Origin of the sequence: Actinoallomurus iriomotensis (genome assembly GCF_030269445.1) — a bacterium.
In the GTDB taxonomy this organism is placed as follows: Bacteria; Actinomycetota; Actinomycetes; order Streptosporangiales; family Streptosporangiaceae; genus Actinoallomurus; species Actinoallomurus iriomotensis.
Genome location: NZ_BSTJ01000003.1, coordinates 536,511 through 559,760 on the forward strand (window position 1 = coordinate 536,511; position 23,250 = coordinate 559,760).

At 74.3% G+C, this 23,250-nt stretch carries 12 protein-coding genes; 6 read left to right on the plus strand and 6 right to left on the minus strand.

The window, feature by feature from the left end; all coding sequences use genetic code 11:
• Nucleotide 1: 1 nt before the first annotated feature.
• Nucleotides 2-3,973, plus strand: a complete 3,972-nt coding sequence (eccCa, locus tag QSK37_RS15490; RefSeq protein WP_285621048.1) for a type VII secretion protein EccCa — start codon at nt 2-4, stop codon at nt 3,971-3,973.
• 179 nt (nt 3,974-4,152) lie between these two features.
• Complete coding sequence (locus QSK37_RS15495; protein WP_285621050.1) at nt 4,153-5,427, plus strand: S8 family serine peptidase; 1,275 nt, start codon at nt 4,153-4,155, stop codon at nt 5,425-5,427.
• Nucleotides 5,428-6,188: 761 nt separating this feature from the next.
• Here QSK37_RS15495 and QSK37_RS15500 read toward each other — a convergent pair.
• Nucleotides 6,189-6,350 (minus strand): hypothetical protein, encoded by a 162-nt coding sequence (locus QSK37_RS15500; protein ID WP_285621053.1) that lies wholly within the window; start codon nt 6,348-6,350, stop codon nt 6,189-6,191.
• Between the two features lie 144 nt (nt 6,351-6,494).
• Here QSK37_RS15500 and QSK37_RS15505 point away from each other — a divergent pair, with 144 nt between their 5' ends.
• Complete coding sequence (locus QSK37_RS15505; RefSeq protein ID WP_285621056.1) at nt 6,495-9,356, plus strand: helix-turn-helix transcriptional regulator; 2,862 nt, start codon at nt 6,495-6,497, stop codon at nt 9,354-9,356.
• Between the two features lie 76 nt (nt 9,357-9,432).
• Here the strand turns inward: QSK37_RS15505 and QSK37_RS15510 are convergent, their stop codons facing one another.
• Complete coding sequence (locus tag QSK37_RS15510; RefSeq protein WP_285621059.1) at nt 9,433-10,194, minus strand: DeoR/GlpR family DNA-binding transcription regulator; 762 nt, start codon at nt 10,192-10,194, stop codon at nt 9,433-9,435.
• Between the two features lie 297 nt (nt 10,195-10,491).
• Here QSK37_RS15510 and QSK37_RS15515 point away from each other — a divergent pair, with 297 nt between their 5' ends.
• On the plus strand, nt 10,492-11,118 hold the full coding sequence (locus QSK37_RS15515; protein ID WP_285621062.1) for a sigma-70 family RNA polymerase sigma factor: 627 nt from the start codon (nt 10,492-10,494) through the stop codon (nt 11,116-11,118).
• Between the two features lie 19 nt (nt 11,119-11,137).
• On the opposite strand, the gene QSK37_RS15520 is transcribed toward QSK37_RS15515, so the two are convergent.
• Genes QSK37_RS15520 through QSK37_RS15530 form a run of 3 tightly spaced genes read right to left on the minus strand, consistent with a single transcriptional unit; the run spans nt 11,138 to nt 18,296 of the window.
• The gene (locus tag QSK37_RS15520) at nt 11,138-14,563 is read right to left on the minus strand and encodes a right-handed parallel beta-helix repeat-containing protein (protein ID WP_285621064.1); all 3,426 of its coding nucleotides are present in this window, start codon (nt 14,561-14,563) and stop codon (nt 11,138-11,140) included.
• Nucleotides 14,548-15,555 (minus strand): hypothetical protein, encoded by a 1,008-nt coding sequence (locus tag QSK37_RS15525; protein WP_285621066.1) that lies wholly within the window; start codon nt 15,553-15,555, stop codon nt 14,548-14,550. Before QSK37_RS15525 ends, QSK37_RS15520 begins: the two co-directional genes overlap by 16 nt.
• Nucleotides 15,552-18,296, minus strand: a complete 2,745-nt coding sequence (locus tag QSK37_RS15530; RefSeq protein WP_285621069.1) for a hypothetical protein — start codon at nt 18,294-18,296, stop codon at nt 15,552-15,554. Before QSK37_RS15530 ends, QSK37_RS15525 begins: the two co-directional genes overlap by 4 nt.
• A 162-nt stretch (nt 18,297-18,458) precedes the next feature.
• Here QSK37_RS15530 and QSK37_RS15535 point away from each other — a divergent pair, with 162 nt between their 5' ends.
• Nucleotides 18,459-20,534 (plus strand): FtsK/SpoIIIE domain-containing protein, encoded by a 2,076-nt coding sequence (locus tag QSK37_RS15535; protein WP_285621072.1) that lies wholly within the window; start codon nt 18,459-18,461, stop codon nt 20,532-20,534.
• Nucleotides 20,535-21,036: 502 nt separating this feature from the next.
• On the opposite strand, the gene QSK37_RS15540 is transcribed toward QSK37_RS15535, so the two are convergent.
• Complete coding sequence (locus tag QSK37_RS15540) at nt 21,037-21,951, minus strand: LysR family transcriptional regulator (protein WP_285621074.1); 915 nt, start codon at nt 21,949-21,951, stop codon at nt 21,037-21,039.
• A 627-nt stretch (nt 21,952-22,578) separates the two neighbouring features.
• Between QSK37_RS15540 and QSK37_RS15545 the strand changes: the two genes are divergently transcribed.
• Nucleotides 22,579-23,208 carry an HNH endonuclease family protein gene (locus QSK37_RS15545; RefSeq protein ID WP_285621076.1) on the plus strand — a complete coding sequence of 210 codons (630 nt, stop codon included), beginning with the start codon at nt 22,579-22,581 and terminating at the stop codon, nt 23,206-23,208.
• Nucleotides 23,209-23,250 lie beyond the last annotated feature (42 nt).

Sequence of the window (23,250 nt, forward strand, 5' to 3'; positions counted from 1 at the left end):
CGTGAGTACGACGCTGTTCCGGCGGCCGCCCCGGCAGTCACCGCCCGAGATGCCCGGCGGCGAGCTGTCGCTCCAGGAGCCGCCGGTGCTGCCGGAGGCGCCGACCGGCAACCTCGGCATGCTGCTCATGTACCTGCCGATGGCGATCGGCTCGAGCATGACGATCCTGCTCTTCGTCTCTCCGTCCAAGCCGGGCCTGGGCCTGCTGGCCGCCGGACTGATGGCGATGACGTCGATGACGATGGTGTTCGGCCAGGTCGGGCGGGCGACGAGCGAACGCAAGCGGCGAATGCGCGGCGAGCGGCGCGACTACCTGCGCTATCTGGCGCAGACCCGCAAGAAGGTGCGGGGCGTCGCGACGGCGCAGCGCGAGTCGCTGGCGTGGCAGCACCCGGACCCGGCCGGGCTCTGGTCGGTGGCGATGAGCAGCCGCCTGTGGGAGCGACGTCCGACCCATCCGGACTTCGCCGAGGTGCGCATCGGCACCGGCCCGCAGCGGCTGGCGATGACGATGACGCCGATGCAGACCAAGCCGGTGGAGGACCTCGAACCGCTGTGCGCGCGGGCGCTGCGCCGGTTCATCCGGGCGTACACGACCGTCACCGATCTGCCGGCCGCGGTGTTCCTCCGCGGGTTCGCCCAGGTACGGCTGCGCGGCGACGAGACGGCCGGGCGTGAACTGATCCGCGCGCTGCTGGCACAGCTCGTCACCTTCCACTCGCCGGACGAGCTGCGGATCGCCGTCTGCGCCGCGCCCGAGCACGCCGACGAGTGGGAATGGGCCAAGTGGCTGCCGCACAACCAGCACGGCACCGAGCAGGACGGCGCGGGGCAGGCACGGCTGCACGCCGACGGCATCGACGCGCTCGACGCGCTGCTCGCGACGGAGATGGAGGGCCGCGGGCGGTTCGAGCCCGGCGCCACGCCCACCCGTGACGAGCCGTACGTCGTGATCGTCGTGGACGGCGTCGAGGTGCCGGCGGAGTCGCGGCTCGCCGGCACCGGGTACCGCAACTCGATCGTGCTGAACGTCTCCTCGGGCCTGCCGATGGCCCCGGGCCGCGGCACGCTGCGGCTGGACGTCACCGACGAGACGATGGAGATGGTGCGCTTCGACCGGGGCGGTGAGGAGATCCGCACGTCGCTGGGGCGACCCGACCGGCTCAGCGTGCCCAGGGCGACCGCACTGGCGCGGACGATCTCCCCGTTCCGGCTCGGCGCGACGGCCGACGTGGCCGAGCCGATGCTCACCGACTTCGACCTCGGCACGCTGCTGGGCGTCGGCGACCTGGACGCGTTGGAGCCGTCGCGGGTGTGGTCACGCGCCGACGGCCCGGACCGCCTGCGCGTGCCGATCGGCATCGCCGAGGACGGCAGCCGGGTCGAGCTGGACATCAAGGAGTCCGCGCAGGGCGGCATGGGCCCGCACGGCCTGCTGATCGGCGCGACCGGGTCCGGCAAGAGCGAACTGCTGCGCACGCTGGTGCTGGCGATGGCGATCACACACTCCTCCGAGGTGCTGAACTTCGTGCTCGTCGACTTCAAGGGCGGGGCGACCTTCCTCGGCCTGGACGGGCTCCCGCACACCTCGGCGGTGATCACGAACCTCGCCGACGAGGCGCCCCTCGTACAGCGCATGCAGGACGCCTTGCAGGGCGAGATGATGCGCCGCCAGGAGCTCCTGCGGCGGGCGGGCAACTACAGCTCGCTGCGGGAGTACGAGGCGGCGCGCGCGAACGGCGCCCTGCTCGACCCGCTCCCCACGCTGTTCGTGGTCGTGGACGAGTTCAGCGAGCTGCTCGCCTCCCACCCCGACTTCTCCGAGCTGTTCGTGATGATCGGGCGGCTCGGGCGGTCGCTCGGGGTGCACCTGCTGCTCGCGTCGCAGCGCATCGACGACGGGCGGATGCACAAGCTGGAGAGCCACCTGTCGTACCGGATCGGGCTGCGGACGTTCTCGGCCATGGAGAGCCGCTCGGTGATCGGCGTGCCCGACGCGTACCAGCTGCCGAACGCCCCCGGCAACGGCTACATGCGCTCCGACGTCGCGACGCTCGTCCGGTTCAAGGCCGCGTACGTCTCCGGCCGCTACCGCCGGCGGACCGCCGAACAGCGTCAGGAGGAGGTACGCCGCCAGGTCGTGCCGTTCAGCTCGGCGCCCGTCGCGGTGCCCGAGGCGGCGCCCGCGCCCGAGCCCGTCCCGGCCGCTCCGGACGAGCACGTCGAGACCCTGCTGCAGGTCGCGGTCGCGCGGCTGCGGGACGCCGGACCGCCGGCCCACCAGGTGTGGCTGCCGCCGCTCGCCGACCCGCCGACGCTGGACCAGGTGCTCCCGCCCCTGGTGCCCGACCCGGACCTCGGCCTCACCGCGGCGACCTGGCCGGGCCGCGGCGGTCTCGTCGTGCCGGTGGCGGTCGTGGACAAGCCGTACGAGCAGGTGCGCGACCTGATGATGGTGGACCTGTCCGGCGTCGGCGGGCACGTCGGCATCGCCGGCGGCACCCAGGCCGGCAAGAGCACGCTGCTGCGCACGCTCATCTCGGTGCTGGCGCTCACCCACACGCCGATCGAGGTGCAGTTCTACTGCGTCGACCTCGGCGGCGGCACGCTCTCGACGCTGTCGGAGCTGCCGCACGTCGGCGGCGTCTCCGGGCGCATGGACACCGAACGGGTCAGCCGGACCATCGCCGAGGTGCAGGCCGTGCTGAGCCGCCGCGAACGCCTCTTCGCCGAGCACGGCATCGAGAACATGGCCGCGTACCGCGCCCTGCGGCGCGAGGGACACTTCGCCGACGATCCACACGGGGACGTGTTCCTGGTCATCGACGGCTGGGCGTCGCTGCGGTCCGACTTCGAGGAGCACGACGGCCCGATCCGGCAGCTCGCCGCGCGGGGCCTGACGTACGGCGTGCACCTGATGGTCAGCTCGGGCCGCTGGTCCGACATCCCGAGTGTGCTGCGCGACCAGCTCGGCACCCGGCTGGAGCTCCGCCTGGGCGACGCGATCGACTCGGTCATCGACATGCGCGCGGCCGGACGGGTGCCGCGTACGCCGGGCAGCGGGCTGACCATGGACAAGATGAACTTCCTGGCCGCCATCCCCCGGATCGACGGCCGGTCGCGTACGGACGACCTGGCGACCGCGACCCGGATGATGGCCGAGAGCGTGACCGACTCCTGGGAGGGACCGGTCGCGCCGCCCGTACGCATGCTGCCCGCAGTGCTGCCCGCCGAGCGGCTGCCCGGCCCGGTGGGCCGCATGCGGGTGGCGCTCGGCTGGGGCGAGGCGGACCTGGCCCCGGTCTGGCACGACTTCGACAGCCGGCCGCACCTGACCGTCCTCGGCGACATCGAGAGCGGCAAGACCGGCGTGCTGCGGCTCATCGCCCAGGCCATCCCCCGTGCGTACCGTCCGGGCGAGGCCGAGGTGATCGTGATCGACTCGCGGCGGGCGCTGCTCGAGGTCGTGCCGGAGGAGTACCGGCTGGGCTTCGCGTTCTCCGCCTCGGCAGCGAGCGAGCTGGTCGAACGCGCCGCGACCCGGCTGCGCGAGCGGATGCCCGGCGCCGACGTGACCCCGGCGCGGCTCGCACGGCGCGACTGGTGGGAGGGCCCGGACGTGTACGTCATCGTCGACGACTACGACCTGCTCACCGGCCCGATGGGCGGCCCGCTCAACGCACTGATCGACCTGCTGCCGCAGGCCGCCGACATCGGCCTGCACGTGGTAGTGGCCCGCAACGCGGCCGGCTCGGGCCGCCTGTCGATGGACGCGGTCGTACGGCGGCTGCAGGAGTCCAACACACCGGACCTGGCCCTGTCCTGCCCGCCGAACGAGATGCCGCTGCTGAACGGCATGCGCCCCCGGCAGTTCCCGCCGGGACGCGGTCTCGTGGTGACACGCCGCAGCGCCACCCAGCTCCAGGTCGGCTGGCTCCCCCCGTCCGCCGAGGAACCGGGAGACCCCCGATGACCGAGCCGTACCCGCGCCCCGCACGGCCCACCGGACACACTGACCACCCGCCACGAGACGCGAGGCCGGTACGGGCGGGTGCGACACCACTCCCCCCAGGGCGGGATGACACGCCGCGACACCACCCGACTTCGGATCGATTCGCCCACGCCGCCCGCCGAGAAACCACGAGACCACCGATGACCGAGCCCCATCCGGGCGACCGCCCCCCACGGGGCGCGAGGCCGGTACGGGCGGGTGCGAAACCGCGTGTCGCCGGTGGCCGTCGGTCGGCGGTGGTCGGGACGCGTGCGCTCGCGGCGGTGGTCGCGGGAGGGGTGCTGACCGGTATGCCGGTCAGCACCGGGACTCCGGCCGGCGCGGCGGTGCGGTGCGCGGTGCCGGCGAGGACGGTCGTCCGCGCCGAGCCGTGGGCGCAGCGGGCGATGGCGCCCGAGCGTGCCTGGGTGCTGACGCGGGGCGGAGGCCTCGTCGTGGGGGTGGTCGACACCGGCGTGAGCGCCGCGGCGCCCGCACTGGCCGGGTCGGTCCTGCCCGGGCGGGACGTCACCACGAACCGCGCCGCGAACGTCGACTGCCGGGGGCACGGGACGTTCCTCGCCGGGCTGCTGGCCGCGCGGCCGACCACCGGGAGCGGGCTGGCCGGGATCGCGCCGGGAGCCCGCATCCTGCCGATCGGCGTCGCCCGCGACGAGCAGCAGGTCGATCCCGGACGTCTCGCGACCGGTATCCGGGCGGCGGTCGACGGCGGCGCGCGCATCGTCGCGGTCGGCGTCGCGACCGCGACCGCCCCGGCTGCCCTGCGCGCCGCGGTCCGCTACGCCACCGGCCATGACGTCCTCGTCGTCGCCTCGACCGACCCGCCGGGCATGACGTCCTCCGGCGCGCCGTCCTACCCGGCCGCCCTGCCGGGCGTGCTGGCCGTCGCCTCGATCCAGTCCGACGGCAGACCGGTCTCCTCGGGACAGGCCGCCACGGCCGCACCGGCGCTGGCGGCACCGGGCGCCGGCCTGGTGAGCATCGCGCCCCGGGGAAACGGGAACGTCGTCGCGTCCGGAAGCGGAGTGGCGGTCGCGTTCGTGGCCGGCGCGGCCGCACTGGTACGCGACTACCGGCCGTCGCTCAACGCCGCCCAGGTGGCACACCGCCTTGAGGCCACCGCCGACCACCCGACCGGACGGCTGCCCGACCCCGCACTGGGCTACGGAATGGTCGACCCGGTCGCGGCGGTGACGACGGCGCTCCCGGAGGAGTCCGGCGAGAGCACGCCGAAGCCCCAGGACAGGCCGGTCGAGATCGTCCTGCCCGCGCCGGAGAACCGGCGCTCGGCGCACCTCGCCCTCATCACCTCGGCCGCCGTCACGGGCTGCGCGGCACTGGGCGGCCTCGCCGTCGCCACGATCCGCCGCGGCCGCCGCCGCGGCTGGCGCCCTGCCACCACCGACAAGACCTGACCCCCACCGCGGGCCGCACAGGAACCGAGTCGAACCCACACAGCCGAGGCGGCCGCCGGGGATCGTAGGGATCGTGAACACATCCTGCGAATCCACCGCCGAGGACACCTGCCCGCTTGTCCACCGGTGCCGGTTGTCGCCGTCGGGACAGACCGTCACGTTCGTCGCCGATTCGCTGCGCGCGTATCTCAGAACGATCGGCTCGCGGTGGCGCAAGCCGCCGCCGGGCGGATCGCGCTGGTCGTACCCGCGGCTGCTGCGGCACGACCAGCGGCCGGCCGACATGGCCGGCGGGACCGGCGTCGCCCCCTCCACGATCCGCCGCTGGGTCTGGGAGGTCATCGAGTCGCCCCCCAAGCGGGCGCCCCGCCTGCACCGCGCCCGCCAGGCCGGTCCGGCGAGGTCGCCATCGCCCGCCACAACGAGGTCGTCCAGAAGTCGCGGGACCACGACCTGGCCGCGCCGGCCGACCTCGGCTTCGTCGGTCTCGACGACACCGTCGGAACCGACACCGAAGCCGACCGGGCGCCCGCCGTCATCACCGGGAAGAAGGCGGCCCGCGACAAGCCGCTCCGCACCCATAAGCAGGTCAACCGGCTCATCGCCGCCGAACGCGCCGTCTGCGAGCACGCGTTCGCGTACTTGAAAGCGTGGCGGACCTTGGCCAAGGTCCGCTTCGACCGGGCCTGCGCGCCCCGCTCGTCGTCACCCCGGGACAGACGATCACCGGGCACCGGCGTGCCCTCACGACGCTCGTGTCCTCAGATCGACCGCGCCGGCTCGGCTGCCCGCGCCAGGTGCTCGGCTTTGACGGCAGTCCAGCGCTCAGCGGCGCCGGCGCTCTCGCCATCGCGCAGCACCGAACCGCCGAACACCACGAACCGGCTCGTCCGCGCTCGCTCACCGATGCGGTCGGTGAGCATGGTGGTCTCCAAACCGACGTTGGTTGTCGTGTGTCTGGACCCTCACTATGGCGCAACTTCCCTTGACTACCGCACATTCACCCGTACTCTGTGTTGAAGTTAGGTATTGAATGTTGGGAAAACCACATCGGGACGGAGCCTCACGTGGCTGTCTGCTCTCCCCATCCCACTCTGGTCGGTCGTGACGACGAGCTCGATCTCCTGAGCCGGCTGCTGGGCGAAGTCATGGGCGGCACCGGCCGTTCGGTGTGGATCGAGGGTGAGCCGGGGATCGGCAAGTCGGCGCTGCTGGAGTCGTTCCTGGCCGAGGCCGCGCGGCGGGGGTGCGCGGTGCGCTCGGCCACGGCGGAGGAGTTCGGGCACCGCGTTCCGCTGCACGTCATGCTGGAGTGCCTCGGCGCGACGCCGGGTTCGGCCGACCCCGCGCTGCGCGACGTCGTGGAGCTGCTCTCGTGCGGGGCGCGGGCCGCGCACGGCGACCCGGTCACGGCGGCGGCCGAGCGCCTGCTCGGCCACGTGGACCGGCTCACCGCGGACGGCCCCCTGGTGCTCGCCGTCGACGACCTGCAGTGGGCCGACGAGTTCAGCGTTCCGCTGCTGCACCGGCTGAGCCGCCTCGCGCTCCGCAGGCCGCTCCTGCTGGTCTGCGTCTGCCGCCCGGCCCCGCACGACGACCTCGTGACGCTGAGGCGTGGACTGACCACCTCGGGCGCCGAAGTGCTCCGGCTCTCCGCGCTCACGCCCGCGGCCGTGGCGACGCTGACCGCCGGCCTGGCCGCCGCGCTCACCGTACGGCCGGAAGGGCGGCCCTCGATCTCCCCCGCCCTCCGCGAAACCGCCGAACAGGCCGCCGGCAATCCCGCCTACCTACGCGAACTGCTCGCCGCGCTGGCCCGCGAGGACCGGTTGCGGTGGGACGGCGACACCGCCGACGTCGACTCGGCGGACCCACCGCGGACGCTCGCCGACGCGGTCACGGACCGGCTGGCCTTCCTGTCACCCGGCGCCCTCGAACTCCTCCGTACGGCGGCGATCCTGGGCCGGGCGTTCTCGGTGACCTGTCTGGAAGCGGTCGTCGGCCGTTCCGCGCTGGAGCTGACCGCGGCGCTGGAAGAGGCGACGGCCACCGGGGTGCTCGCCGAGTCCGAGCTGCTCCTCGCCTTCCGGCACCCCATGGTCCGGCAGGCCCTGTACGAACGCCCGCCGGCCGGGCTGCGTCTCGCCCTGCACCTGCAGGCGGCGCGTGCCCTCGCCGACGCCGGGCTGGCCGTCGAGCACGTGGCCGAGCAGCTCCTCGCGGCGCTGCGGACGTCCGAACACGTGCCGGTCGGCGGCTGGGCCGTCGACTGGCTGCTCGTCGCGGGCCGTACGCTCGTGGGCCGCGCCCCTCGGGACGCCGCCGAGTTGCTCGGCCTCGCCGTCGCCGGTCTGCCCGCGGACGATCCCCGGCGCGAGTCGCTGGAGGCGATCCTGGCCACGGCGCTGGTCCTGCTCGGCCGGCGCGACGAGGCCGTACGGCTCGCCGAGAAGGTCGCCGCCGCGACCCGTGACCCCGTACGGGCCGCCGAGATGAGCTGGACCGCCGCGTGGGCGATGACGGACGACGACCGTCACGAGGCGGCGCTCACGGTCCTCGGCCGGGCGCTGCGGGCCCCGGGCCTGAGCCCGGCCTGGTCCGCCCGGCTGCACGCGATGCTCGCCCGCGCCGCGATCGCCGACGGCGACCTGGGGCGGGCCCGCGCCGCCGCGCGCCGGGCCCTGGACGAGGCCGCCCGGTCGGGCGACCGTCCCGCCGCCGCGGAGGCCGAGCACGCCGCCGGTCTCCTGCTCGGTCACCGTGGCGACCCGGCCGAGGCCGCCGCGCGTTTCGAGCACGGGCTGGCCGTCGCCGAGCTGTGCGACGACCCGGAAACCCACGACCTGCGCCTACGGCTGCGGCAGGACCGCGCGTACGCCCTGCTCGCCCAGGAACGCCACGCCGACGCCGACCTCGCGGCCGGGGAACTGCTCGCCGCCGCGGAGCGTACGGCCGCCCCGCCCCGCCTGGCCTGCGCGCGGGTCCTCGCCGCCGACGTCCACTACCACGCCGGCCGCTGGGACGCCGCCGTCGCCCAGCTCGACGCCGCCGCCGCGTCGGACGACCTGATCCCGGCACGGGACCGGCGGTGGCTGCACGGGCTCGCCGCCGTGATCGCCGTCCATCGCGACGACCAGGCGTCGGCCGAGTCGCACCTCGGAGCGGTCCCGGCCGGTGAGACGTTCGCCGGAACGGCGTACGTCCCGCTCGCCCGTGCCCTGCTCGCCGAACGCCGCGACCTCACCGGCGAGGCGCTCGCCGTCCTCACCGGCCTGCTCGACCGGGCGGGCACGGTGTACCACCGGCACATCTGGCTGCCGGTCCTCCTCCGGCTGGCCCTCCGCGACGGCGACGACGCTCTGGCGCGGGCCGCCCGGGCCGCTGCCGGGGAACCGGCCGCGGCGGGCACACCGGCCGTAAGCCGGACCGCGGTGGCCCGGCACTGCGCGGGCCTGATCGAGTCCGACGCCGAGGCGCTGGGCGCCGCGGTGTCCGCCTACCGGGCCATGGGACGTCCGCTGCAACTGGCCCAGACGCTGGAGGACACGGCGGTGGTGCTGGCCGAGCGGGGCGACCTGCGGGCGGCGCGCACCGCGCACTCCGAGGCGACGGAGCTGTACACCGGGCTGGGCGCCCGCTGGGACCTCCTTCGCGCCGACACCCGCCTGCGCCGCCACGGGGTCCAGCGCCGGCGGGGGCCGCGCCGCCGGGCGGCCACCGGCTGGGAGGCCCTCACGCCCGCCGAGCTCACCGTCGCCCGTCTCGTCGCCGACGGTCGCCCGAACCCGGACATCGCCGCCAGCCTGTTCGTGTCCCGGCGCACCGTCGAGGTGCACGTGTCGCACATTCTGTCCAAGCTGGGCGTCCGCTCCCGGGTCGAGATCGCGCGGGAGGCGGCGGGCCGGTTGGAGCTGCCCTCCGCGGTCTGACGCGTCACGGACGACCACGAGCCCGTGGCCTCCGCCGGACCTCCGCCCCGGCGGAGGCCACGCCCGCGAGCGGGGGTCAGGCGCGTACGACGCGGGGGCCGGCCAGGCCGATCGCGGCGGCGGCGCCGTCGTCCAGGCCCGAGTCGGTGATCAGCAGGTCGACGTCGGACAGGGCGCCGAACCTGGCCAAAGAGTCGTTGCCGACCTTCGTGTGGTCGGCGAGCAGGATGGAGCGGCGAGCCGAGGCCATCATCGCGGCCTTCACCGACGCCTCGCCGGGGTCGGGCGTGGTGAGCCCGCGCTCCAGCGACAGACCGCTGGTCGCCATGAAGGCCGCGTCGACGTACATCTGCGACAGCGGCTGCAACAGCCAGTCGTCGACCGTCGCGTACGTGCTGCGGCGCACGCGGCCGCCCAGGATGATCACGGTGAGGTTGGCGCGCGGGGTGAGGATCGTGGCGAGCGGCAGGGAGTTGACGATCACGGTCAGCTCGCGGTCGGTCGGCATGATCTCGGCGAGGCGGCCCGTCGTGGAACCCGCGTCGATGATGATGGCGCCCTCGGCCGGGACCTCGGCCAGTGCGGTCTTGGCGATGCGCTCCTTCTCCGTGGTCATCAGGCCGTCGCGCGCCGACAGGGCGGGGTCGACCGGAGGCCGGCCCACGGGGACCGCGCCCCCGTACACCCGGCGGACGGTGCCCGCGCGCTCGAGGACGGTCAGGTCACGCCGGATCGTCTCGCTGGTGACGGCGAACTCGTCCGCGAGGCTCATGACGTCGACCCGCCCCTGAGCGCGGGCGCGTCTCAGGATCTCCTGCTGCCGCTCCTCCGCCTGCATTGTGTGGTTTCACCACCATTCCCTGTTGAATTCATCATCCAGGCCCGGCGGGAGACGGTCAACTCTCTCCGGTGCGCGGCTCGGACCCAACGCTCTCAGCTGCGCGGAGGCGACCATTCTGCCCGGTGAACGGCACACGTACATACGGGCCGGTACTGCCGCGAATCTTCAAAGTTTCAAATAAGTGGGCTCCACGATGTAAGACATGCGGCTTCAGCAGATCGTGGATTACGCCACGCCTCATGGCGAAACCGAAAGAGCGCTCTCACGGCGCTCTGATCAGGAGAGGCCCGATCCATGCGCACTCTGGAACGACCGATCTCCCCGGCCTCCGGGCACCCGCTCCGCACCCGCCCCGCGCGCGGCCGGGTCCGCCCCGCCCACGGGTCCGCGACCGGCCGGCCCGCACCGACCCCGGACCCGCACGCCCTCGTCCGCGAGCTCTACGCCGACAACGCCCCGGCGCTCCTGGCCTACGTCACCCGTCTGCTCTCCGACCCGCACCAGGCCGAGGACGTCGTCCAGGAGACGATGGTCCGTGCCTGGCGTAACGCCGACCTGCTCGTCCCGGAGCGCGGTTCGGTGAACGGCTGGCTGATCCGGGTCGCGCACAACATCGCGGTGGACAAGATCCGCGCCCGCCGGTCGCGGCCGGCCGAGGTCGAGGAGAACGCCGCCGTGCCCGGCCGGTACGACGATCACGCTCCGGCGGTGGTCGACTCGGTGTTCGTGGCCCGCGCGCTCGCCCGTCTCAGCCCGGCGCACCGCGAGATCCTGCGCGTCGTCTATTTCGCCGACCACACGGCCGTCCAGGCGGCCGAGATCCTGAACCTCCCGGTCGGCACCGTGAAATCACGCACGTACCATGCGCTGCGCCGCCTGAGGGTCCACCTCGACGAGGAAATGAGCGCTTCGTCCCGGTAGACCCGGCCCGCGCGGCGGGTCAGCCGCCGACGCCCGCCTCCGTGGGGGTCGCCATGACGTCCTCGCGCAGCAGCAGGCTCAGGTCCTGGATCGTCGGTGACTCGGTACGGCGCATGCGCTTGGCATGGCGGGTGACCGCCTCGTCGAGCACCTGGCGGGCGTACCGGCCGTTGCCGAAGGAGGGCCCGCGCTGTATTCCGGCGAAGTGCGCCCGCAGCGCCGCCACCGTCGCGGTGCTCAGCTCGTACCCGGCCGTCGCCGCGTGCTGGCTGACGATCGTGACGAGTTCGTCGGTCGAGTAGTCGGCGAACCGCACCCGGTGCGAGAACCGCGACGACAGGCCGGGGTTGGCGCCGAGGAACGTCTCCATCTCCCCCTCGTAGCCCGCCGCGATGACGACCACCTCATCCCGGTGGTCCTCCATCAGCTTGACCAGCGTGTCGATCGCCTCCCGCCCGAAGTCGGGGCCGGAGCCGGCCCCGGACGCCAGGGTGTAGGCCTCGTCGATGAACAGCACGCCGCCGCGCGCCCGGTCGAAGGCGGCCTTCGTCCGCTGCGCGGTGTGGCCGATGTACTCGCCCACGAGGTCGGCGCGGCCCACCTCGATCACCTGGCCGCGTTGCAGCACGCCCATGGCCGCGAGGATCGAGCCGTACAGCCGGGCGACCGTCGTCTTGCCGGTGCCGGGCGGGCCCGCGAAGATCAGATGCCGGGAGAGCGGCGGCGCCGGCAGCCCCGCCGCGATCCGCTGCCGGGACGACGCGAGCAGGTCGACCATGTTGCCGACCTCCCGCTTGACGTCGGCGAGCCCGACCATCTGCTGCAGCTCGGCGAGCAGCGTGTCCACCCTGCCGACGTCGGACGCGCCGGCACCGGCCCCGACTCCGCCCGAGGCCGGGGGCGCGAGGTCGGAGGGCAGCAGGCGGGTCATCTCGACGGGCGTGATGTCGGGTTCCTCGGCGAGCCGGTACGCCTGCCGGCCGACCATCTCCTCGAACACCTTCCGCGCGCTGCGGCCGTTGCCGAACGCGTCGTCGCGCGGCATGTTCTCGAAGAAGGTGACGAGCGCCGCGCGGGTCTCGTACTCCAGCCGGTAGTCGTGCGCCCGGCACTGTCCCTCGACGATGGTGACCAGGTCGGCGGGCGAGTAGTCGGCGAACTCGATGGTGCGGGAGAAGCGGGACGCGAGGCCGGGGTTGGTGGCCAGGAACTTCCGCATCTCGTGCGTGTAGCCGGCCACGATCACGACGATCTCGTCCCGGTGGTCCTCCATCAGCTTGACCAGCGTGTCGATCGCCTCCCGCCCGAAGTCAGGGCCGCCGCTGGCGTTCGCGGACAGTGTGTAGGCCTCGTCGATGAACAGCACTCCGCCCAGCGCCTGCTCGAACTTCTCCGCGGTCTTCAGCGCGGTGCCGCCGACGACGCTGGCGACCAGGTCGGGCCGGCCCACCTCGACGAGCTGCCCGGTGGCGATGACCCCGAGTTCGGCCAGGATCCGCCCGTACAGCCGGGCCACCGTGGTCTTGCCCGTGCCCGGGGAGCCGGTGAAGACCAGATGCCGCGACAGCGGAGGCGCCGGCAGGCCGACGGCGGCCCGGCGCGCGGCCATCTGGTGCAGCCGTACGAGCGTGGCGACCTCGCGCTTGACCTCGGCGAGGCCGACCAGGGCGTCGAGCTCGGTGAGGAGTTCGGCGAGCGCGCCGCGCGGAACCGCGGGCGCGGACGGCGCCGCGGCGCCGGACCGCCGGGCCGCGCGCGACGCCGCGGCGCCGTCGGCGTCGCGCGGCCGTGGACCGGCGGGCGCGGCCTCGTCGTCGTCCTCCCGGCCGCCGTCGTCGGTGTCGTCCGCGCCGTTGCCCCGGCTGGTGATCCGGGAGATCTCCAGTTGCTCCGACGGCGTGGTGACGCGCAGGCCGGCGCCGGTGTTCTCGCGCAGCAGGCAGTTGTGCAGGGTCAGGGGTTCGGTGGTGTGCACGAGGACGCCGTCGCCGCCGGACGTGAGGACCTCGCAGTCGGTCGCCTCGCCGGACGCGCCGGCCCGCCACTCGATCCCGGCGCGCCGGGATCCGCGCACGCGGGAACGGGTGAGCCGCACGGACCCGTGGTCGTCCACCAGCACGCCCTCGGCCTGAGAGTCGGCGATGTCGCCCTCCTCCAGGTCGACCTCGCCGTCGCGGACGTGGACCGCGGCCGCCCCGGTGCGTACCAGCGCGCAGCCGCGCAGCTCCGGCCGGCCGCCGTCGAGGACGCGGACGCCCGCGCCGGCGGGCTCGGTGACGCTCAGGTCCTCGAACAGGCCGCGTCCCTGGTCGAGGACCAGGGCGCCGTCCCCGCCGGGCGCGGTCACGGTCGCGCGGCGCAGGCGGGGATGCGCGGCGGTCCGTACCTCGATGCCGTGCCCCTCCGTACGGTCGACGCGCAGCTCGTCGAAGGTGGGCGTGGCCGACTCCCCGACCGAGACGCCGGTGCCCGCGCCCCCGTCGACGTGCAACGCCTCGAACGAACTCGTCACCGCGCCGGACACCAGGACGGCGGTGTCGGCCGAGCCGGCCACGACGCATTCGGTGAACGTCCCGGCCGACGTGTCGAGCACGTGCACGCCGTAGCCGTCCGCGTCGCGCACCTCCACCCGCCGCAGGTCCGGTGCCGCCCCTTCGACGAGCGCGATGCCCTGCGCGCCGGCGCGCGTGACCGCGCAGTCCTCCAGCAGCGGTGTGGAGCCGGACGCGACGAGCACGCCGACGCCCGCGGACTCCTCGATCACGGTCCGGTACAGCCGCGTCGCGCTCTCGCCCTCGATGGCGATGGCCGGGTTGCCGGCCCGGACGATCCGGCAGTCGCGTACGGCGCCGCGCGCCCGCTCGGCCGCGAGCAGGCCGCTGCCCTCCACGTCCGTGATCACGCAGTCGGCGAGCTGGGGGTTGGCGGAGGTGCGGATCACCACGGCCGAGGCCTTGACGTTCCGCAGCGTGCACTCGGTCAGGCTGCCCTCGGCGCCCTCGACGAAGATCACCCCGGCGCCGGCCGGGTTGGTGAACTCACATCCCCGCGCGGTGACCTCGGCCGCGCCGTGGGCGTACAGCGCGGCGGCCGAGTCGGCCTCCACCGTGCACTCGTCCATGCGGAGCCGGCCGGTCGGCACGTCGATGGCGGAGGTCTGCTCGCCGCTGTGCCGGATCACGATGCCCGAGAGCGTGGCGGACTCCCCCGCGATCCGGACGGCCGGCGTGTCACGGGACTCGATCCGCACCCCACCGGGCGCGCCCGCCGCCGACAGGGTGACCTCCCGGTGGAGCACCACCGACTCGACGTACGTGCCGGGCTGCACCGAGATCACGTCGCCGTGCCCGGCGGCGGCCACGGCGTCGCCGATCGTACGGTAGGAGTCCGGTGCGGTCGCCGAGACGTTGAGGATCGACCGGGCCGGGGTCAGCCTGCCTGCCATACCGGTCCTCCTTCGGCCGGGGCGAACAGCGTCGCGAGCGCTCGGTGCCGGGTGAGCCTGCCGAGCCCGCCCGGCGGTGACGTCCTGGTCAGGATGTGCGCGAGCAGGTCCGGCTCGGGCGCCAGACCGTGACGCTTGAGGTAGTAGGCCACGGCGTCGGACCAGACCCATTCACCGTCGGAGCGGAACCCGACCGGCACGGCCGCCACGCGGCTCACGTCCAGCACGTCGTTCATGGCGCCCGGGGTGTTGACGACGAGCTCCGCGGAACGCAGGTACGCCAGCACCCGCTCGCCGTCCGGCCCCTCCAGCCGGGCATGGCCGGCGGCGAAGAACGGCCCGTCGCCGGGGTCCGCCCCGTCGAACGCCCGCGCGAGGCGGATCGGCACGACCGGGGCCGGCCACACGAGTGAGGCGCCGTCGAGCGCGGCCTCGTGGTACGGCCCGAGCGGCGTGCCCTCGGTGAACACCTCGACTCGGGGCACGTCGTCGCTCGCCCGGGTCAGCGCGTACTGCGTCTCGGCGGTGAGCTCGACCACGTCCGCGCCGGGCTCCGCCTCGCCCAGGTACACGCGTTCCGGTGGCCCCGCGCTCGCGTGGCGGAACACCCGCCAGAGCGCGACCAGCCCGCCGACCCGCGTGACGGCCTCGACCACGACCTCGTCCATGGCGTCCGCCGGGACGTCGCGGCCGGGCACGGGCGGCACGCCGTGCCGGTCACCGAACCGGTACGGCAGGGTGGGCGGAGCGCCGACGCCGGGTGTCGCCTCGCCGGTCAGCGCCCGCACCAGCTCGGCCTCCGTCTCGGTCAGGGTGAGGCCGGCGACCTGTACGGCGAGGAGAGAGGCGAGCTCGGCCATCTCTCCGTCCGCCAGGCAGAGTCGCATCTCGGCGAGCGCCTCATCGGGGACCCGCCCGGCGAGTCCCAGCAGCAGGACATGCGTGTCCGTGTGGGCGTACCCGGCTCCGGCTCGGTGGTCCGTCGCGGTCACGGTCTGCTCCTCAGCTCGTCGAAGGCCGGATCACCCGGCAAGGCCGCGAACCGGTCATCGGATTCGCCGTTCTCGGCGGACGGCGTCGCGGGCCGGCTCTCCGCCGCCTCGACCAGCCGGGCTCGTACGCGGTCGGCCCACTCGGTGTGCGTGCGTCCCGCCTTGGCGGGCGGTACCTCGGTGAGCAGGACCCGGCGTACGGCGGCGGCGGACGGAGGGTCGACGGCGAGGACGCGGAACACGGTGCCGGGCAGGAAGGCCACCTCGCGAATACGCCGGTTCTCGGCGAACCCGGTCAGCCGCCGGGCCGTGGCCGACCAGATCAGGATCTCCAGCCCACCCGGAACCTGGGCGCCGAGGTCGTCCAGCGCGATGAGCGGTGCGGCCTCGACCAGGTCCTCACCCTCGCGGTACAAGTCCGCGGCGCCGGGGTCGGGCGGGCCACCGCGGACGACGACGCCCTGGAACGACGGCAGCCTCCGGAGGCCACCGGCCACACACGCGGCGAACGCGCGGTCGGCGTCATCCTCGCCGAGCCGGAACGATTCGACGGTCGCCGCCTGGTCACGACCCGCGAACACTCGCACGGCCGCCAGGTCCGTCATCAGCACCTCGTCCGGCGGACCGGCGCTGCGCAGCCCGGGATGCTCGGCGAGCAACCGGGCCACCGAACGCGCGGCCGCGTCGTACCGCCAGCCGAGCGAGGCACGGAACGCCTGCCGCTCCTGCGGCGTACTGACACGCTTCGCCAGCCAGAGCCGGTCGTAGTCACGCCTCTGCGGGATCCGCGGAGCGGTCGGCGCGTCGTCGGCCGGTACGGGTGCCGGAGCCTGCGGCGGGACGGCGGACGACAGGGGCCCGGTGGGCGAAGCGCCCTCCCCCGCGAGTGGCGCGGAGGTCCGCTCACCCGACACCGGGCGTACGTCCGCACGGATCGTCCACGGCTCGTGCCCACGAGCCGTGGCACCCGTCGCTTCGGGCATGTCCGCACGGCTTCCGCCGGGATCGGCGGCGAACGCGGTGTCGTGCACGGGGGTGGGTGGAGGGGCGTCGGTGACCGCACGCTCGTCCCCCCGGACCGGCCGGTCCGCCGGGTCTGCGGTATTGGAGCCGTCATCGGACGCGACGGGTCGTGGGGCGGGTTCCGGTAGCACGGCCTCGGCCGGAATCGCCGCCTGCTCCGGTGGAGCGACGACACGAGCGCTTGGCCGCGTCTGCGGCAGCACCGTCGAGGCAGTGGTACGGAAGACCGACGGCCCGGCTCCCACCTCCTGGCCCGCCGTGTACCGGTCTGCCGTGTACTGGTCCGCCGCCCCGCTGTCCGTCGCTTCGCGGCCCGCTGTGTCGTGACCCGTCGTGTCCTGGTCCGCCGCCCCGCCGCCCACCGCTTCGCGGCCCGCCACCCCGTGACCCGCCTCACGGCCCACCACCCCGTAGCCCACCGCCTCATGGCTGGCCGCCCCGTGGTTCGCGACCTCGCGGTTCGACGGGTCGAGCGTCGGTGCATGCGTGGCGGGTGTCGTGGGGTGGCCCTTTTCACCGCCTCCGGCGTTCGTCCGCGCGGGGCGAGGCTCGGCGGGGCGGGGGTTCGTCGGCGTGGCCGGGCGGAGGCGGCCCTGTGCGTCGACCGTGACGGACGCCGTGCCGCCGAGCGAGCCGGGTTGCGTGGACCGTGGTCCCGTTGTCAGGGCGGGGTCGGGTGCCGGGGCCGGCGGCGTGGGCGACTCCAGCAACGTGTCGAAGACGACCGGGTCGCCGTAGAGGTCCTCGTCGTCCTCCCGGGCACGTGGGGTCGCTCGGGAGGGCAGGTAGGCGTCCTCCGGGGTCTCGGTGAGCCGGTCCGGGGTGGCCCTCTCGTTGAAGACGGCGAACTTCCGGGTTCCGTCCGCCGCGTAGTGCGGCAGTGCGTGGTAGGCGCGGACCAGGCCGTTGAGGCGGTTCGCCAGGCTCTGCGCGAGGGCCGCGCACGCTTCCGGGTGCTGACCGTACGGCACCAGTACGGCGATGTCGCGCACCGCCGGGGGCAGACACTCGAGGAACGCGGCGAGTTCGGCCACCGCCGGTGGCTGCTCTCCCGGGGCGCCCACCAGCACGATCGGCCGAGCGGGTTCGACCGGTACGCCGAAACCCAGGTCGACCAGGGGCATCGGCGGGGTTCCCGCCTTGCGGACCCAGACCCCGGCCGGGATCGCGGTGACCGTCACCGAGGACGCGCGCCCGCGCAGCCGGGAGAGCGGCCGGGGCTTCGGGGACCTGAGCTCGCGCGGCAGCGCGGACTGCCAGGCCGGTGCCGGGTACCGGGGCCCGGTCCACTCGGGATGGACGGCCCGCCCGAAGCCGAGCCAGCCCGCGCCGGGTCCGGCGGAGAACAGCTCCCCGCCCCGGAGTGCGATCAGCTCTCCGTCGGGCGCGACGACGCCCATGCCGAGGCGGTCGGCCAGGCGGGCGGCCAGGGGCGGCTCCCCGGACGAACCCGGCCGGCCGGTACGCGCGGCGACCAGCCGCATCTCCCACCGTCGCGGCGGCTCGGCGTACAGCAGGTCGCGCAGCCGGGCCACGAGCCGGTCGTCGAGGGCCTGCAGCGCACCGGCCGCGGAGGCGTCGACCACGACGGTGGTCCGCTCGGCCTCGGCGGGCAGCGCGGCCGCGTACCCGACGGCCGCGGCGTCGGTCTCCGCCGAACGGACCACGAGCGCCGACTCGGCCCGTTCGACCACTATCGCGTCTTCACCGGTCCGCACTCGCGCCTCCTTCACCGCCGCGTCCTCACTCACTGCACGTGCGGCGGGGCTCCGTGAGTTCACCGATCTCCCCCAGAACGGGTACGCGCTACTCTCCGAAGAGCCGCCGTCACAGGCCCCCGGCCGGTGGCGCGGCCCTCCCCGCGGTGAAGGAGAATGTCGTTGGCTTGGGATCGGCGCCGTGGCCTGCCCGGAGGCGACGCGACACCGTTGGCGCCGCAGGACGTGCCGCCCGGTGACGGACGGTGGTCGCGGGTCCTGTTCCTCGGCGACGACGAGGCGCGCCGGACGCTGGCGCACACGGTGCTCGCGCGGCTGGCCGCGTCCTGCCCCGGCGGCCGCCTTGTCGTCGTACTGTGCGTGGCACCCGCACGACGGGCCGACTGGGCATGGACGCGCTGGCTGCCGCGCACCCTCACTCCCCCGAACATTCCGGCCGAGGTCCTCGCGGCCCGTCCCCCGTTCGTTCCGGGCGTCCGGGCCGACTCTGACGAACCGCTCGTCGTGGTCGTCCTCGACGGCGCCGACCCACCGGATGGCGAGTACGGCCCCGCGGGCCGGCGCGACACGGTCGTGTTCGACCTGAACGGCCGTCGGCACCGGCCCGGCCGTACGACGCTGCGCCTCGACGCGACGGCCCAGGGCGTACGGGCGACGTGGACGGACGATGATCGTACGGAGCGGTCCGTGCCGCTTCCCGACGCCGCGGCGGCCGCCCGGCTGCTGGCGGCCGGCACGGGCCCCGCCGAGCCCGGCACGGTGGGGTACCGCCTCGCGCGCGCCCTGGACGACCCGGACACCGGGCATCCGTGGCTGTGGCCCCAGCCGCCGGAGATCGCGCCGCCCATCGACCACCTGCTCCCACCGCTGGTGCCCACGCCCGGCCGTGGGCTGAGCACGGCGACGCCGCCGGACGACGAGCCGCTGACGGTGCCGGTGGGCGTCGTCGACCGACCGTTCGAGCGGCTCGGCGACGCCCTGCGGGTGGACGCGTCCGGGCACGTCCTCGTCCTCGGCGGCGCGGGCAGTGGGAAGAGCACACTGGTCACCACGCTGGTCACCGCCCTGGCCCTGACCCGCACTCCGGACGAGGCCCGGTTCTACTGCCTCGATCCCGGCGACGCCCTCGGTGCGCTGTCCGGCCTGCCGCACGTCGGCGCCGTGGCCGGACCCGGCGCCCCGGACACGGCCGACGCGGTCGTCGCGAAGGTCACCGGGCTGCTCGACGAACGCGTGCCGGGCGGGCCGTACGGCGACGTCTTCCTCGTCGTCGACGGCGCCGAGCACCGCGCGGCCTTCGATCGGATCGCCGCCGACGGTCCCGGCCGCGGCGTCCACCTGATCGTCGCCGCCGAGGACCGGCCTGACCTCACCGGTACATGGCGCGAGCTGTGTCTCGCCGGACCGCCCGGTCGCGGCCGCGTCGACGGGGCGCCCTTCCTGACCGCGGTGCCCCGCGTCGACGGTGTGGAGGGCGCCGAGGGCCTGGCCGATGCGGTGTCCGCGCTGGTCGAGGAGGTCGCCGAGCACTGGGGCACGCGGCCCGGCGCGCCGGGCGTGTGTCCCCTTCCGGCGATCGTGCCCGCCGCCGAGTTGCCCGGGCCGGAACGTCCCTTGGAGGTGGTGCTCGGCCTCGCGGACGGCGGCGCGCCGATCACGCACGACTTCACGACCGCGCCCCACCTCGTCGTCATCGGCGAACCGGGCAGCGGCCGGACGAACCTGCTCCGTCTCGTCGGCGAGTCGATCACCGCGGGGCACAGTCCCGGCGAGGCACGGATCCTCGCCGTGGACTACCGCGGCGGCCTGCTCCACGCGCTGCCCGAGGACTTCGTGCTGGGCCACGCGTTCTCGCCGGGTGTCCTGGGCGAGCTGATCGAGGGCACCGCGCGGGCGATCGGCGAACGCGCACCGGCGCCCGGTGCGGAGCCGCGCGCGTGGCACGGCCCCCGGCTGTTCATCCTCATCGACGACTACGAGCAGGTACGCGACCCGGCGGACGTCCTGTTCGCGCCGCTGCTGGACCACCTCGCGCTGGGGTACGAGGTCGGCGCGCACCTGGTCGTCGCCCGGTCCGGTGACGGAGCGGACGCGCCCGACCCGCTGCTGCGCGCCCTGGACGACGCCGGCGCGGGCACGCTGTCGCTGTCACGCTCGTCTCGTGAGCTGCCGCCGGGCCGTGGCCACTACCGCGTGCACGGCGAGACGACCCTCATCCAGACCGCGCTGGCCGACTGAACACCGTTCCGGTCAGGGCGAGTCGCCGCTGGCGTACACCAGCGGCCCGACCGGCGAGGAAGACGACCACCTCCGCGATCTCGGACGGGCTCGTGAGGCGTTCGAGCGGCGGCCCGTGCGCGACGCGTTCGATGAGCGCCTCGCCCTTCGCGTCGGGCGGAGTCGCCGGCGCCGCCGGACACCGGGTCCACCGGTGCGCGGCGGCAGCCGGCTCGCACCGTCGAGGAACATCTCGGGGGGCGGCCGGACCGGGCGCGGCCGCGGCTCCCGCACCAGGAGCAGCGCCATGGCCGGCGGCGTACGCCGCGTGGCCCGGCCACGGCATTCTCGTCCGCGACATCGGCCCGCACCGCGACCACCCACCCGCTGCGGTCGCGTCGGCCTGGTTCGTGCGTAGTTCACGACGGCGGCGTGGCCGTCACGGGCCAGGCGTGCGACGGCCGCGCGGCCGCTGCCAGGTGAGTCCCGGGACCGAGTTTTCTCCAGCCTGCCCCAGGGCGCCTCACCGGCGTGGTGGAAGGGCCTCCTCGGGGACGCGCACGTGGGCGTCGACCAGCTCGGCCAGGGCCCGTACGGCGGCGGTCGGCTTGCGCCGGCGGGGTGTCGCGAGGTGCAGCGACCACTCCATGCTCTCGTCCTTGATCTTGACGGTGCGTACGGCGTCGTCGCCCCGGACCGCGAACGGCGGGACGATCGCGACCCCGACGCCGTGCCGGACGAAACCGGCCGCGGCGTCGAGCGAGTCGACCTCCACGGCGATGCGGCGCTCGATCCGCGCGGCGGCGAAGACCTGGTCGGTGACGGAGCGGCCGGCGAACCCGGACGGGAAGTCGACGAACTCCTCCTCGGCGAGGTCCGGGACGGCGACGACGCGCCTGTGGGCCAGCGGATGCCCGGCGGGGACGGCGAGGACCTGCGGGACCCGGACGAGCTCGCGGCCGTTCAGCTCCCGGCCCAGCGTGTCGGCGGCGCAGAGGAGGCCGACGTCCACCTCGCCGCTCAGCAGGGCGGCGGCGATCCCCGCCGAGCCGCCGGACTCCGCCTTCAGGCGCATCTCCACTTCGGGGTAGCGGCGCCGGAACTCGCCGGCCAGCCCCGGCAGGTCCACCAGCCCCAGGCCGGCGAGCACGCCGACCCGCACGGAACCGCGGAGGGCGCGACCGAGCTCGTCCACGGCGTCTCGTGCCCCCTGCGCGGCGTCCAGCACGGCCAGTGCCTCGGGCAGCAGGGCGCTGCCGGCCTCGGTGAGCACGACGCGCTGCGCGTTCCGCTCGAAGAGCGTGACCCGGAGGTCACGCTCGAGCGACGCGATCGCCGCAGACACGGCGCTCTGCACGACGTGCAGCCGTTTGGCCGCGAGAGTGAAACTCTTCTCGTTCGCCACAGCCACGAAGTAGTTAAGCTGCCTCAACTCCACCTGAAAAGTGTGCCAGTTCAACGGCGGGTGTTGGTAATGGACCTCATGACGGTGGATATCGAGCAGGCTACATAATGGCGTTTCTCAAGGTAGGCGGTGTCTTCCCGGCCGGACGAACGGGTGGCGGAGGCGCCGGGCCCGGCCGCCCCGCCCGCGCACCGCGACCGATGTGATAGGGGGTACGCGGGCGCGGGCGGTCCCGCCGGCGCGCCCGCGGGAGGAGACGCGGGGAAATAGCGGGCGTCCCGCCTCCGGCGGCCGAGCCGAAAAAGCCCGGACGGCGGCCGCGAACGCGTGGACTTTCCTCCGAAAGGACGACCGGAATTAACCGATCGGGCGCACCTTTCTTGACGCCGAACACTGTTCTACCGGGCGCTCAGTAAATGCCTCCGCGACGAGGCGGCCCGGCTCGGTGACCCCGCCCGGCCGCGCCTTCGAGGCGGCCACCACCACGCCCACGGCACCCTGCCCGCGTCACGGGCCATCCGCCACGAAAACAATAGATCCCATCGTTATGTACTGCTATTTCATAGTTTCTCGCATTTGGTGACGCTCCGTTCTGTCCGGCTGTTCCGTTGACGACCAGCGGCCCCACCTGGCCGGAACACCGGGCAGAAGGAGAAGCTCGTGAGACGAGCCTTCGCCGCCATCTCCTCCGTCATCGCCCTCGCCGGAGCACTCACGCTGATCTCCCGGCCGGCCGGCGCGACCCCGCCCAACATCCCCTCCGCGAGCACGGCCGCCTCCCGGCTCGCCTCGCTCACCGTGGCCGCCGAGAGCCACCAGTCCACCTACGACCGCTCGCTGTTCCCCCACTGGATCACGATCAGCGGATCCTGCGACACCCGCGAGGAGGTGCTCAAGCGAGACGGCACGGGCGTCGTCACCAACTCCAGTTGCTCGGCCACGTCCGGTACGTGGCACAGCCCGTACGACGGGGGGACCTGGACCGCGGCGAGCGACGTGGACATCGACCACATGGTGCCGCTGGCCGAGGCCTGGCGCTCGGGCGCGTGGGCGTGGACCACGGCGCAGCGGCAGGCGTACGCCAACGATCTCGGCGGTCCCGAGCTGTGGGCCGTCACCGACAACGTCAACCAGTCCAAGGGCGATCAGGACCCCACGACGTGGAAGCCTCCGCTGTCCTCGTTCTGGTGCACGTACGCCCGCGCCTGGATCCAGGTCAAGTGGTACTACGACCTCACGCTGCAGAGCGCGGAGAAGACCCAGCTGACCTCGATGCTCGGCACCTGCTGAGGACCGGGAACGCCGAAGGCGCCCGGCTCTCGCCGGGCGCCT